At 60.9% G+C, this 12,979-nt stretch carries 12 protein-coding genes; 11 read left to right on the forward strand and 1 reads right to left on the reverse strand.

The genetic code is table 11. From position 1 onward, the window contains the following. Positions 1-128: 128 nt before the first annotated feature. Positions 129-3,719 (reverse strand): TonB-dependent receptor, encoded by a 3,591-nt coding sequence (locus DHV10_RS14195; RefSeq protein WP_109487013.1) that lies wholly within the window; start codon positions 3,717-3,719, stop codon positions 129-131. A 341-nt stretch (positions 3,720-4,060) separates the two neighbouring features. Between DHV10_RS14195 and DHV10_RS14200 the strand changes: the two genes are divergently transcribed. The 11 genes from DHV10_RS14200 to DHV10_RS14245 all read left to right on the forward strand — a co-directional run bounded on the left by DHV10_RS14200 (position 4,061) and on the right by DHV10_RS14245 (position 12,938). After that, on the forward strand, positions 4,061-6,283 hold the full coding sequence (locus DHV10_RS14200) for a M28 family metallopeptidase (RefSeq protein WP_109487014.1): 2,223 nt from the start codon (positions 4,061-4,063) through the stop codon (positions 6,281-6,283). 136 nt (positions 6,284-6,419) lie between these two features. Beyond that, complete coding sequence (locus DHV10_RS14205; protein ID WP_109487185.1) at positions 6,420-6,962, forward strand: cytochrome c maturation protein CcmE; 543 nt, start codon at positions 6,420-6,422, stop codon at positions 6,960-6,962. Between the two features lie 99 nt (positions 6,963-7,061). Next, complete coding sequence (locus tag DHV10_RS14210; protein WP_239461661.1) at positions 7,062-7,649, forward strand: ABC transporter ATP-binding protein; 588 nt, start codon at positions 7,062-7,064, stop codon at positions 7,647-7,649. Then, positions 7,646-8,161 (forward strand): Cys-tRNA(Pro) deacylase, encoded by a 516-nt coding sequence (gene ybaK / locus DHV10_RS14215; protein WP_109487016.1) that lies wholly within the window; start codon positions 7,646-7,648, stop codon positions 8,159-8,161. Before DHV10_RS14210 ends, ybaK begins: the two co-directional genes overlap by 4 nt. Next, a complete protein-coding gene (locus tag DHV10_RS14220) occupies positions 8,158-8,826 on the forward strand; it encodes a heme exporter protein CcmB (RefSeq protein WP_109487017.1) in 669 nt (222 codons plus the stop codon). The genes ybaK and DHV10_RS14220 overlap by 4 nt, the downstream gene beginning before the upstream one ends. Before the next feature lie 37 nt (positions 8,827-8,863). Further along, on the forward strand, positions 8,864-9,145 hold the full coding sequence (locus tag DHV10_RS14225; protein ID WP_109487018.1) for a type II toxin-antitoxin system RelE/ParE family toxin: 282 nt from the start codon (positions 8,864-8,866) through the stop codon (positions 9,143-9,145). An 8-nt stretch (positions 9,146-9,153) separates the two neighbouring features. Continuing rightward, positions 9,154-9,453 carry a HigA family addiction module antitoxin gene (locus DHV10_RS14230; protein ID WP_109487019.1) on the forward strand — a complete coding sequence of 100 codons (300 nt, stop codon included), beginning with the start codon at positions 9,154-9,156 and terminating at the stop codon, positions 9,451-9,453. 98 nt (positions 9,454-9,551) lie between these two features. Further along, positions 9,552-10,262 carry a cytochrome c biogenesis protein CcsA gene (gene ccsA / locus DHV10_RS14235; RefSeq protein ID WP_109487020.1) on the forward strand — a complete coding sequence of 237 codons (711 nt, stop codon included), beginning with the start codon at positions 9,552-9,554 and terminating at the stop codon, positions 10,260-10,262. Between the two features lie 22 nt (positions 10,263-10,284). Then, positions 10,285-10,434 (forward strand): hypothetical protein, encoded by a 150-nt coding sequence (locus DHV10_RS27205; RefSeq protein ID WP_162601535.1) that lies wholly within the window; start codon positions 10,285-10,287, stop codon positions 10,432-10,434. Positions 10,435-10,570: 136 nt separating this feature from the next. Further along, positions 10,571-11,623, forward strand: coding sequence for a 3-deoxy-7-phosphoheptulonate synthase (gene aroF, locus DHV10_RS14240; RefSeq protein WP_109487021.1), 1,053 nt, complete (start codon positions 10,571-10,573; stop codon positions 11,621-11,623). Positions 11,624-11,711: 88 nt separating this feature from the next. After that, on the forward strand, positions 11,712-12,938 hold the full coding sequence (locus tag DHV10_RS14245; RefSeq protein WP_239461664.1) for a YncE family protein: 1,227 nt from the start codon (positions 11,712-11,714) through the stop codon (positions 12,936-12,938). Positions 12,939-12,979 lie beyond the last annotated feature (41 nt).

Raw genomic sequence — 12,979 nt, forward strand, 5'->3', positions numbered from 1 at the left:
GATCCTCTTGGAGGAGTTACTTTGTTCGGCACGACTGAAGTGGTGCCCTGATACAAGAACCGGGGATATCGGCAAAAAAGATCGGCGTGGAGTGCGAGTCCACGCCGATGGAGGATAAGGGAGGTTGGCTAGAACTCGAGGCGTGCGGAGATCTGGCCGGTGCGGGCGCCGCCGAAGTCGCCGCCGATGGTTCCGTTGACGATGCCGAAGCTCGATGAGCTGAGGTTGACGTTGGGATCGCCGAGGTTGGTGTGGTTGAGGACGTTGGTGAACGTGCCTTCCGCTTTCAGGTGCACGCGCTCGGTGATGGTGAAGGTCTTGTTCAGGCCGGTGGAGAGGTTGAAGAGACCGGGGCCCTCGACCGCGCCGACGGGAGCATTGCCGAACCGGCCGATGGGAAGCGGATGGTTTCCAATTGCATTGCCGTCCGAGTCGAAGCCGGCTCCGGTCTGGCAGGCGTGGCCTACGGTCCAGGTATTGTCGCCGGGGCAGGTGAATGCGCCGGCGTTGACCCACTTCAGGCGGTTCTTGCCCTGGGGATTGAGGCTGGCTCCGCTGACGCGGTCAGCATGCTGGTTGCGGTGGCTTGGATCCCATCCTGCCGCGGTGGAGGTGAGGCCCGAGCCGGTGCCGGAGGGATCGCCCTGTCCGCTGGGGAAGTAGGGCGTGACGTAAGCGCCGGTCTGCGTGGTGAGGATGGCGGAGAGACGCCAGCCGCCGATGATGGAGTCTTCAAGCCGATTCATGGAGCCACCGAGCATCCTGCCCCGGCCAACCGGCAGATCGAAGAGGCCGGTTGTATTCCAGCGGAGGCGGCGCGTTCCGTAGACGCGACCATAGTCGGCATGTCGGTCGAGGATGGAGGTGGCACGCTGACCACCGCCTTCGCCACCGAAGCCGCTGTTGGCAGGGCCCTGGTTGTCGGCGTTGGCGTCTCCGTATGTGAAGGTGGAGTGGAATTCGACGCCATTGACCATGCGACGCATGCCCTCAAGCTGGAACGACTCGTACGTGGAGTTGGCGCCGGTTGCGCGCGTGTTAATACGTCCCCAGTTGGGGAAGAGACGCGCGGAGAAGGGCTGGTTGTAGGCGGAGACGGTGGATGAGAACGGAAGCGTGTTTTCGTCCGGAGCCCACACAAGCTGACGCGTGGCGGAACCGATGTAGGATGCGCGCATGCCGTAGCCCGAGCCGAAGTCGTGATCGAGCGAGAGCGACCACTGCTGCGTGTAGGGATCCTTCCAGTTCACGCTGTTGGCTGTGCCGAAGTAGTCCTGCCCGTAGTTGGTGGTGCCGCCGGAGTCGCCGGAGCCGCCGTAGATCTGCGGCCACTGGAAGCCGATGGCGTGCGTGGCTGGGTTGTAGCTGTTGGTGTAGGCAGTGGTCTGCGCCTGCACGGTGCCGGTGAGCGAGTAGAAGCTGGAGCCGAGCATCGTGATCTGGTAGATGCCGAAGCCTCCGCGGACGGCCCACTTATCGTTCGCAGTGGGACGCCATGCGAAGCCGACCCGCGGCATGAAGCGAAGATGCGGAACCTTCTTGAGGCCGCTGGGGAAGCCTGCATCGGAGTTGCCGAGCACAGGCATGCAGGGCGCGCCATTGACGGTAGCGGAGTTGGTCTTGTTGACGCCGTCTGCGTCGCAGGCATTGGCGCTGGCGAGAAAGCTCTGCGCGAGAAGAGCCTGCTTGCCCTGCGGGTAGATCACACGGCCAGACTTGGCGACGGTGGGATCGAAGTTGCCGATGTCGCCATAGCGATCGTAGTAGCCAGGATGGAGTTCGTAACGGAGTCCGTAGGAAAGCGTGAGCCGCGGGCTGACGTGCCATTCATCCTGACCGAAGAAGTGGTAGTGGCCGGAGACGCCGTCGTTGTCCTGCCGGACGACGTCGTAGAAGCTAGCGTTGGGCAAGCCGAGGAGGAAGTCGGCGAAGTCAACGCCGGTGAACATGCCGGTGCTGGCGTTGGTGTTGAAGTAGTAGGTGCCGTAGTTGTCGGAGCCGTTGAAACCGAGCGGGGTGATGGCTTCGAGCGTCTGGATATCGAGACCGAACTTGAATGTGTGGCTTCCCTTGTTCCAGATCACCGTGTCGGTGTACTGGTCAGTGAGCGACTTGTTGAGACCGGTGAGGCGATCGGCGCTGAGGCCCTGGATGTTGTTGAAGTTCATCTCAGGGATGCCGTTGTAGAAGAGGTTCTGCAAGCCCTGCCAGCCCTGCTTTTGGGTCCATGCCTTTCCGTCGAAGCTGTCGGTCGAGCCTGATGTGAAGTGCGTGAAGCCGAAGCTAAATTCGTTGATCAGATTCGGGCGGATGCTCCAGTTGGCGTCGATCTTGAAGGAGCGGTTCTTGTTGGTGTTCTGCTGTGACGGAACAAGCAGGATTTCGGGGCTGTTGATGGGGAAGTTCTTCCATGTGAATTTGCCCCAGACGAGGAACTTCTGATTGCTGCCGAAGTACTGATCGCCGCGGACGTCGAACTGGTCGGAGTGACCGCTGGCGTCGACGTTGGCCTGGTAGTTGGGCTCGCCGTCATCGACGAACGCGGATGTGTTTCCGGTGTTCGGATCGGGATAGAACTGCTTGAGCGTGCTCTGCGCGATGGTGCTGATGCCGGAGGTGATTTTGTTGCCGGCGTACGGGAGGCCGGTGAAGGGATTCATCAGCGTTTTGAATCCAGCGGAGCTATAGCTTGAGAAGTCTCCGGTCTTCATCGCGGCAGTGGGAACCACTTCGAAGATGGTGGCCTGCGCGGGGTGACGCCAGCCTTCGTACGCGCCGAAGAAGAAGCTGCGGTTGTGGCCGTTGTAGACGCCCGGAATGAAGACGGGGCCGCCCGCGGAGGTTCCAAAAGTCTTGCCGGTTACGCTGGCTTTCTTCTTCGTTGTGGGATAGGTGTACGGAATGGCATCGAAGGCGGAGTCCTGGTAGTAGAAGAAGCCGGATCCGTGCAGCGTGTTGCCGCCGCCCTTGGTGGTTACGACGATCTGCGCGGGGTTGCCGAATTCGGCGTTGGCAAGAGCGCCGTCGGCGCGGACTTCGGAGATGGACTCAGTCGAAGGGAATGCGTCGAAGAGGAAGTTGCCGCCGGTGGCATCTTTGCTGGTGACGCCGTCGACGGTGACGTCGAGTTCGAAGGGGAGCGCGCCCTGAAGCGAGAAGCCGTGAGAATCGGATGAGTCGGCCTGCACGCCGGGCAGTGTGCCGAAGATAGCAGCGGGGCTGGTGCCGGAGAAGCTGGCGCGGGTGTTGACGGGGAGGCTGTTGACGTCGGCCGCGGTAAAGCTGTCGCTGATGGTGGGGGTCTCGGTCTGGATGGTGCTGACCTCGTCGCCTTCGACTTTGATTTCGCTTTGCACGGTGCTTAGCCCGAGGGCGGCGTCAACGCGGAGTTCCTGGCGAACGGCGAGGGCGGCCCCGGTGAGGGTCCACTTTGCGAAGCCGGGGGCCGAGACAGAAACGGTGTAGTGACCTGCTTTGACGTCGAGGAAGCGGTAGTCGCCGAGTGCGTTGGTATCGGTGGTTCTGACGGTGCCCTCTTCAACGCTTGTGAGTGTGACGGATGCCTTCGGCACGACAGCGCCGGAGAGGTCTTTCACGCTGCCGATGATGGAGCCCTGGGTAGCTTGCGCATTTCCTGGCGAGGGTACGGTAAGAGAAAGCAAGAAGAACAATCCGATGAGCACGCGGGCGCGCACTGACACGGCGTGGTGCAACTTCATCACTACCTCCATAGATCTGGTGGTCATTTTTGTTCTGGTGCGAGTAAGGGTGAAGACACGATTGGCAGAGGCTTGCCGACAGGTCCGGTGACCTGCGCGGAGACACGCTTGCTGAGCTGGCCGAGAGCCGTAGTTGGGTTCAGAGTAGGGAGTTCACGTTACGAATCTGAGTAGATCTGGTGAATGCAGCTTTAAAAGCGAAGGTTTGAGGAAGAGGTTTGGAGTGAAGTAAAACAGACAGCGCGATGCGTTGACCGGGCGGAATCCGGTCGCGGCAGGGCGCTCGCAAAGTACACTGTTGCTCTGTGTTTTCCTGCTACCCAAGCACAAAGGATGAATGGATGATTCTGCGCGTCGCTGTCGCGGTTGTGGCGGTCTGTTGTGTTGTGATTCCGAATGCTGTGGAGGCGCAGAGTGTGAACCCCGCCCAAGCAGAGCTTGAACGGGGCGCCCAGCTTGGACGGGGCACCCAGCTTGAACGGGGAACCCAGATTGCACGGGACACCCAGACGGCGGGGGCGAAGAGTTCCGTGTTCGGGTATCGGGATTTCAGCCAAGAGGCGGGGATCGAGCAGAAGTTTCTGGCGGTGCCGAGCGCGAAGCTGGCGGGTGAGGAGTTGAAGACGCTGACGGCGGAGCCGCATATGGCGGCGACTCCCGAGGACAAGAAGACGGCGGATTATGTTGCGCAGAAGTTCAAGGCGGCGGGGCTGGAAACTGAGATTGTGCCGTATAAGGTTCTGCTGAACCAGCCGAAGGTCGTAAAGGTGGAGGCGTTCGATGCCGCCGGCAAGCAGTTGATGTCGGGCCCAACCAGGGAGCGTGTGCAGGGCGATCCGTTCGATGACAATCCGCGGGTGGTGATGCCGTTCAACGGGTCGTCGGGTTCGGGCGATGTGACGGGCGAGGTTGTGTACGCGAACTACGGGCGGCTGGAGGACTTTGACGAGCTCGAGAAACAGCACATCGACCTGCACGGGAAGATTGTCATCGTGCGCTATGGCGCGAACTTCCGCGGGGTGAAGGTGTATATCGCGGAGAAGCGCGGGGCTGCGGGAGTGCTGATCTACAGCGATCCGCAGGATGATGGGTTCTTCAAGGGCGACCCTTATCCGATGGGGCCCTGGAGGCCGGAGAGCGGTGTGCAGCGCGGGTCGGTGCAGTACTTGTTCAAGTATCCGGGCGATCCGGAGACGCCGGGGGTGGCGTCGACGGCGGATCTGCCGGATTCGGCGCGGGTGAATCCCGAGGGGAACCAGCCGCACATCATCTCGATTCCGCTGAGCTATGAGGATGCGGCTCCGATATTGAAGGCCATGAAGGGGCCGAGCGTGCCGCAGGGCTGGCAAGGGTCACTTCCCTTCCGTTATCACCTGGGGCCGGGTGGGGTGAAGGTGCACCTTGCGTCGCAGCAGGACTACCAGCGGCGGACGATCTGGGATGTGGTGGGCAAGATCAAGGGCACCGAGGATCCGGATAACTGGGTGGTGGTTGGGAACCATCGCGACGCGTGGGTGTATGGCGCGGTGGATCCGAATAGCGGGACGGCGGCGTTGCTGGAGGCGGTGCATGGGGTTGGGGCGCTGATTCACGAGGGATGGAAGCCAAAGAGAACGATCATCTTCGGAAGCTGGGACGCCGAAGAAGAGGGCCTGATCGGGTCGACGGAGTGGGTGGAGCAGCACGCGGATCAGTTGAAGAATGCGGTGGCGTATTTCAATACAGACGTGGCGGTGAGCGGGCCGGATTTTGGCGCGTCGGCGGTGCCGTCGCTGAAGAACTTCATGCGCGAGGTAACGAAGGCGGTTCCGAGCCCGATGGGCGATACCGTCTACCAGGAGTGGCGCGCGAACCGGCATGGGTCGAATGAGCACCGGGCGAGCAATGCTCCGCCGCAGCCCGGGGATGAGGTGCACGTGAGCGACCTGGGGTCGGGGTCGGACTTTACGCCGTTTCTGCAGCATGTAGGAGTGCCTTCGACGGATGTGGGGTCGGGCGGGCCGTACGGGGTGTACCATTCTGTGTTTGATAACTATGCGTGGTTCACGCTAAATGCCGATCCTCACTTTGTGTATCTGCAGCAGATGGCGCGGGTGCTGGGGGTTGAGACGCTGCGGATGGCAGATACGGACGTGCTGCCGTATGACTACGAGGCTTATGCGCATGAGGTGAAGGCGTATATCGAGTCGGCGAAACGGAAGGCGGAGGACGCTAAGTTGACCGGGTTGGATTTTGGCCCCGCGCTGGCGGCGGATGCGAAGTTTGTGGCGGCGGCGGAGCATGGGCACAAGCTGCAGGCGAACGCGACGGGAGATGTGGCTCGGTTGAATTCGACTCTAAGGGCGACGGAGACGGCGCTGGTGTCTCAGGCGGGACTGCCGAACCGGCCCTGGTATAAGCACACGATCTACGCTCCGGGGGAATATACGGGCTATGCGGCGGTTGTTATCCCGGGGGTGAACGAGGCGATCGAGGCGAAGGACGCCAGGACGGCTGCGGCACAGCTGGGAGTGCTGACGGAATGTCTGAACCGGGCCGCGCAAACGCTTGAATCTGCTCACTGAGAGAGCGGGCTGAGCGTCTTACAAAGTGGGGCGAAAAGCGGGCGTCAAAATGTGATTCAGATCACGGATGTTGGGCCTCAGGGGCTCAGGACCATTGATTTGTCTCATGGGCGCTCGTATCGTTAAGGCTAGCGATATGAAGAAGTCTTCCAATTCGGTGCGGATCGGGCTGGCGGTGACGGTCATTTTGGGGACGATCGGCTGGCTCGCGTTTACGTCGTACGGCGCGAACAAGAGCTACTACGTGACGGTGCCGGAGCTCGTGAAGATGGGCGACAAGGCATACACGAGCAATTTGCGCGTGGAAGGCTTTGTGGAACCGGGGTCGATTCAGACCGAGGGGCCGCATGTCACGTTCGTTCTGAACGAGTTTGAAAGCCACAACGCGAGTGCGCCGAAGGGGCGGAAGCTGACGGTGGTTTACAAGGGACAGGAGCCGCCGCCGGACACCTTCAAAGATGATGCGCAGGCGCTGGCGATGGGGACGATCGGGCGGGATGGAGTCTTCCACGCAACGGCGCTGCAGGCAAAGTGCGCCAGCAAGTATGCGCCGGCTCAGCCGGGTGGCAAGCCAGGAATGACGCCGGAGAAGCAGGCGAAGCCGGCTGCAGGGAATTCGCAGGCGAGCGTTGCGCCGGCCGAGGCTGCCGGCAAGGAGACGGCTGGGGCAGCCAATTAACGAATGACCGCGCAAGGTACGGAGGCCGACCGTTCTACCATTTGCGCCCGGGTCGAAAATGTTTCCAAGCTATTTGGGTCGTTTGCTGCGCTGAGGCAGGTGTCTGTCGATCTGGAGCGCGGGAAGTGCTACGTCCTGATCGGGGAAAACGGCGCGGGCAAGTCGACGCTGCTGCGGGTTCTGGCTGGGTTATTGCGGCCGACGAGCGGCAAGGTGACGGTGTTCGGCGAGGGCGAGCCGCACGATGTGCGGGACCGTATCGGGTACATGAGCCATGCGCCGATGCTGTATGACGAGTTCACCGGGCAGGAGAATCTCCGATATTTTGCGAGTCTCTATCCGGGGCAGAAGTGCCTGGAGCCTGCGGAGGCGCTGCGGCAGGTTGGGCTTGATCCGAATTTGAGCCGGCCGTTGGGGCAGTATTCGCAGGGGATGCGGCAGAGGACTTCCCTGGCCCGCGTGCTGATGCCGGTGCCGGAACTGCTGCTGCTGGATGAGCCATTCTCGAACATGGACATCGAGTCGACGCGGCAGATGGTGGAGCTGCTGGCAGGGTTTCGGCACTCGAGCCGGACGATTGTAATTACGACGCATCAGCGGGAACATGCGGCTCCGATCGCTGACTGGGTGCTGCGTCTGAAGGGCGGGCGCGTGGCGGAATGCGTGCCGGGGAGCCCAACGCTATGAAGACGAATGGCGCGCGGTTTCTGGAGTCGCTGGGGATTGCGTTCGAGCTGCGGGAGTATGAGGTCGATCCCGAGGACTTGTCGGCAATCTCGGTGGCGAAGAAGGTAGGGATGCCGCCGGAGCAGGTGTTCAAGACTCTGCTGACCACCGGCGGGCCGGGAACGTTTGTGTTTGCGGTGATCCCGGGGGATGCGGAGCTCGATTTCAAGAAACTGGCGCGGACGGCGGGATTGCGCAAGGCGGAGATGGTTCCGCTGAAAGAAGTGCAGCCGCTGACGGGGTACGTTCGCGGGGGCGTGACGGTATTTGGCGCGAAGAAGGCTTACCCGGTGTACGTGGATGAGACGGTGATTTTGTTCGACCAGATCAGCGTATCGGCGGGGACGCGCGGGACGCAGCTGATTCTGAAGCCGGAGGATTATCTCAAGGCTGCAGAGGCGCTCGATGTTCCGGTGGGGACGGCGGATCTGACGAAGGACGGCGCGCGGTTGACGGAGGGAGAGCAGGGATGAACTCCGTTTTCTGGACGCATCTGGTCAAGGATCTGCGCATCGAGTGGCGATCGCTGGATGCGATTGTCTCGATGCTGTTCTTTGCGGGGCTGGTGGTGGTGCTGTTTTCCCTGGCGTTTGATCCGCGGGGCGCGGTTTCGCAGGGAATTGCTGGCGGGGTGCTATGCGTAGCGACGATGTTTGCTTCGGTGTCGGCGCTGAACCAGGCGTGGGCGCGGGAGATTCGGCACCAGGTAATGGATGCGCAGCGGATGACGCCGAGCTCTGGGGCGCAGCTTTACTTCGCGAAGGTGCTGGTGAACTTCATCTTCGTGACGGTTGTGCAGGTGGCGCTGGCTCCGTTCTTTTTCGTCATGTACAACCTGCACATCGCGGGGCAGGCGTGGGTGCTGGCGCTGATTCTGCCGCTGGGGACGTGGGCGCTGGTGTGCAACGGCGTGTTCTTTGCGGCGCTGTCAATCCGGAGCAGGAATCGGGAACTGCTGCTGTCGCTGATTCTGTTTCCGATTTTCATCCCGGCGCTGCTGGGGATGGTGCAGGCGACGACGGCGGTGCTGACGGGCGACAACGATCCGTGGCTGTGGATCAAGATGCTGACGGGGTACGACATTATTTTCACGACGGTGAGTTTGTTGCTGTTTGATGTGGTGTTCCATGCGGAGTGATAACGGTTGACGTTAATAACGTTTATCGTTAATAATAATGATCAAGAGCTTCAGCGATCGAGATACACAGGAATTGTGGGAGACAGGCAAAAGTCGTCGGATTCCGGCAACTATTCGGATTACGGCACTCAAGAAGCTCGCGATTCTGAACTGGGCAACGGATCTGAACGATTTGGCCGTTCCAGCAGGCAATCGGCTCGAAGCACTGCAGGCTGATCGTAAGGGGCAGCACAGTATCCGGATCAATGATCGCTATCGGTTGTGCTTTGTCTGGCGGAACGGTGATGCGTTCGACGTTGAGATCGTCGATTACCACTAGGAGGCGAGATGGATAAGATCCCCTATGCATTCTCGATACATCCCGGAGAAATTCTTCAGACCGAGTTCATGGAGCCGCTGGGGCTTACGGCTTACCGGCTGGCTAAGGATCTGCATATATCGATTCCGCGGGTGAATGATCTCGTACGCGGGAAGCGTGGGATAACCGCCGATACGGCACTTCGTCTGAGCAGATATTTCGGCAATTCCGCTCAGTTCTGGATTGGGCTGCAGAGCGGACACGATCTCTGGGTCGCCTCCAAGTCCAAGGCGTGGAACAAAGTAAAACCGCGTGAGAAAGCGGCGTGATCTATGATGCTTCGATTTGCGGAAGTCCGGTCCATCCTAAGATGGAGACTCACGATTTGTCGGGAGCGTAGACTGAAGAGACCCGCACAGGAATTGCTATGAAGAAGGCTGCATTTACACTCTTCCCCGTCATCACGATTCTGCTGATGATCTGGGGGTTCTACCAGGCGATCTATGTGGCGCCGGATGATGCGCTGCAGGGATATGTGTTTCGGATCATCTACTACCACGTGCCTTCGGCATCGGTGGCGTTCTGCTTTTTTGCGGTGAGTCTGCTGGGGTCGATCGGGTACCTGGCGTTTCGGCGGAGCAATCCTGACAGGGCGCAAATTGCGGACGCGTGGGCCCTGGCGGGGGCTGAGGTGGGCGTCATCTTCTGCACGGTGGTGCTGACGACCGGGCCGCTCTGGGGCCGGCGTGCATGGGGTATCTGGTGGACGTGGGATGCCCGGCTGACGACGACGCTGGTGCTGTGGCTGATCTATATGAGCTATTTGCTGCTGCGGCGATTCGCGGCGGGGCCGCAGATGCAGACGCTGGCGGCGGTGCTGGGGATCTTCGGTGCCCTTGACGTGCCCATCGTGTACATGTCGAACCGGTGGTGGCGGACGCAGCATCCCGCGCCGGTGTTTGGAGGAGATGAAGGCTCGGGCATGAAGGATCCCACGATGGTGCATGCGCTCTTGTGGAACATGCTGGCGTGGTTCTGCTGGGGAGTGCTGGTGCTGCTGCTGAGGTACCGAGTCGAGCGGAAGCATCAGGAGTATGCAGCGCTCGAGGCGGAAGAGGCACTGGCAAGCGCGGACTGAGCGCGTTCAACTAGGAGAGGTTATGGACCAGAGGGATATTCTCGATCATCAGTTTGTGACCGCGGCGTATATCGTGACGTGGACGATTCAGCTTGCGTATCTGGCGTGGCTGGGGTGGAAGTGGCGGAGCGAGAAGAGGAATGCGGAGCGGAGATCGCGGGAAACGAGATAGACGACGGTAATGCCGCCGGCGTTTTCGTTTCCCACCCTAAATCGGTCTGAACGACCGATTTAGAATGGGGCACCCAGTTGGTGAGCCAAATCGGACAGTTCTATTGTTGCCGTAAACTTTAGATGAGGATCCAGCGATGCTAGTCGTGATGAAGGCGCAGGCCACGGAAGAACAGATCAAGGCTGTCTGCGACCATATTGAGTTTCTGGGATACAGGCCACATCCAATGCCGGGTGCGCAACGGACGGCGATCGGAATCACAGGGAATCAGGGCGAGGCGAACCGCGGCAATCTGGAAGAGATGGCCGGCGTGGCCGAGGTCATCAAGGTTTCAAAGCCATATAAGCTGGCCAGCCGCGACGTGAAGGAAGAGGACACGGTCATTCGCTTCGCGGGAACGGATGCGACGATTGGCGGCGGGAGTCTGGCGGTGGTTGCCGGTCCGTGTTCGATTGAGAGCCGCGAGCAGGCGTTTGCGATTGCGGAGCAGGTGGCGGCGGCGGGTGCGCAGTTCTTCCGTGGCGGCGCCTACAAGCCGCGAACTTCGCCGTATGCATTCCAGGGGCTGGGTGTTGATGCACTGAAGATCATGGCGGAGATTCGCGACCGCTTCGGGCTGCGGATCATCACAGAGGCGATCGACAACGAGACGCTGGATCTGGTTGCGGAGTGGGCCGATGTGGTGCAGATCGGCGCGCGCAACATGCAGAATTTCTCGCTGCTGAAACATGCCGGGCGGCTGCGGATGCCGGTGCTGCTGAAGCGCGGGATGAGCGCGACTCTGGATGAGTTTCTGATGGCGGCTGAATACATCATGAGCGAGGGCAACTACGAGGTGATCCTGTGCGAGCGCGGCGTGAGGACGTTTGCCGATCACACGCGCAATACGCTCGACCTGAGTATTGTGCCGGCGGTTCAGAAGCTGAGTCACTTGCCGATTCTTGTCGATCCAAGTCACGGAACCGGCAAGCGCGACAAGGTGCTGCCGATGGCGCGCGGCGCCGTTGCGGTGGGCGCGGATGGAGTTCTGGTTGAGGTGCATCACCAGCCGGAGAAGGCACTCTCGGACGGGCCGCAGTCGATTTATCCGGAGCAGTTTGCGCAAATGGTGAATGAGATCGAACAGATTGCGCCGATTGTGAACAAGAAGCTGCAGCGCGGGATCCGGGTGGAGACCGCGGCGAAATAGGATGACGCTTGGTCGCGAAGCAGGTGCAGAGTTGGTTTCCCGGTCCCCAAAAGCGAGGGACCGGGGGCACCCGGCATCTTTGTATCCCATGTCTCAGAATCGAGACCTGGGGCACCCGATCTCCTTCCCAGGTCCGAACACACGGACCTGGGGCACCCGCATTGTTGCGATGGGCTGCGCATTGATAGCGCTGGGCGGGTGCAGGGCGCACGACTTTCCGCAATATGACGCGAACTATCGCGAGTATGCCTATGTGACGAACTCGGGCAGCGGCACCGTGTCGGTGTACGACGTGGTGAATGTGCGCGTGGATCGCGAGATTCAGGTGGGACAGAATCCGACTGCGGTGGCGGCGAATCCGGCGCGCAATGAAGTGTACGTGGTGAATACGGGAACGCCGAACGGGCAGGGCTCTGTTGCCGTGATCAATGCGGAGAACAACTCTGTTGCGGGGACGATCGCGGTGCACAAGATGCCGGTGGCGATTGCGCTCGATCCGGATGGGAACACCGCGTACGTGGTGAATTCGGGATCGAACACGGTTTCAGTGCTCGACTTGAAAGCGCATCGCGAGGTAGGGCAGATCGGCGTGGGCGAGGATCCAGCAGATGCGCGCGTCTCGCCGGATGGCAAGACTCTGGTGGTAGCGAACCGCGGGGGTAATTCAGCGACGATTGTGGATACAGGAACGCGCAAGGTGCGCGCTGTGTTTGCGGGCTGCCCCGGCGCATCGGACGTGGTGATTCTTCCGGATTCGTCGAAGGCATTTGCGGCATGCGGCGGCGGGCACCAGGTGATGGCGATGCAGTTGGCGCACGAGGCGAGGAGCGATGGACGGCCGGCCACGACGGATCGGCTGGAGTCGCTGCTGGATGTGGGACGCGCGCCGATTCATCTTGCGCTGAAGCCGGATGGCGGCGAGTTGTTTGTATCGAACTCGCTATCGAATTCGATTTCGGAAGTGGTGACCAGCACGGACGATGTGGGCGGCGCGTACCTGATGGGCGCGGGGCCGGTGCGCGGGTTGGTGTCGGCTGACAATTCCCTGCTCTACGTTGTGAACTCGCGGTCGCAGGAAGTGACGGTGTTCGACATAGGGGACGGCAGGCGTTTAGGTGGTCCCGGAATTCATGTGGGCGACGGACCGTCTGCGCTGGCGTTCTCGACTGCGGGGCATCTGTTGTTCGTGGTGGATGCGCGGTCGGGTGATGTGGCGGTGGTGAGGACGCAGAGCAAGAATCCGGCGATGTTTACGATGTTGCCTGCGGGACGCGGACCGAATGCGATTGCGGTGAAGTCGTTTAAGGTTTCGTAGATCTCAGAAGCTAAGTTCCCCGGTCCCCAAAAGCAAGGGAC

This window comes from Occallatibacter savannae (genome assembly GCF_003131205.1).
In the GTDB taxonomy this organism is placed as follows: Bacteria; Acidobacteriota; Terriglobia; order Terriglobales; family Acidobacteriaceae; genus Telmatobacter; species Telmatobacter savannae.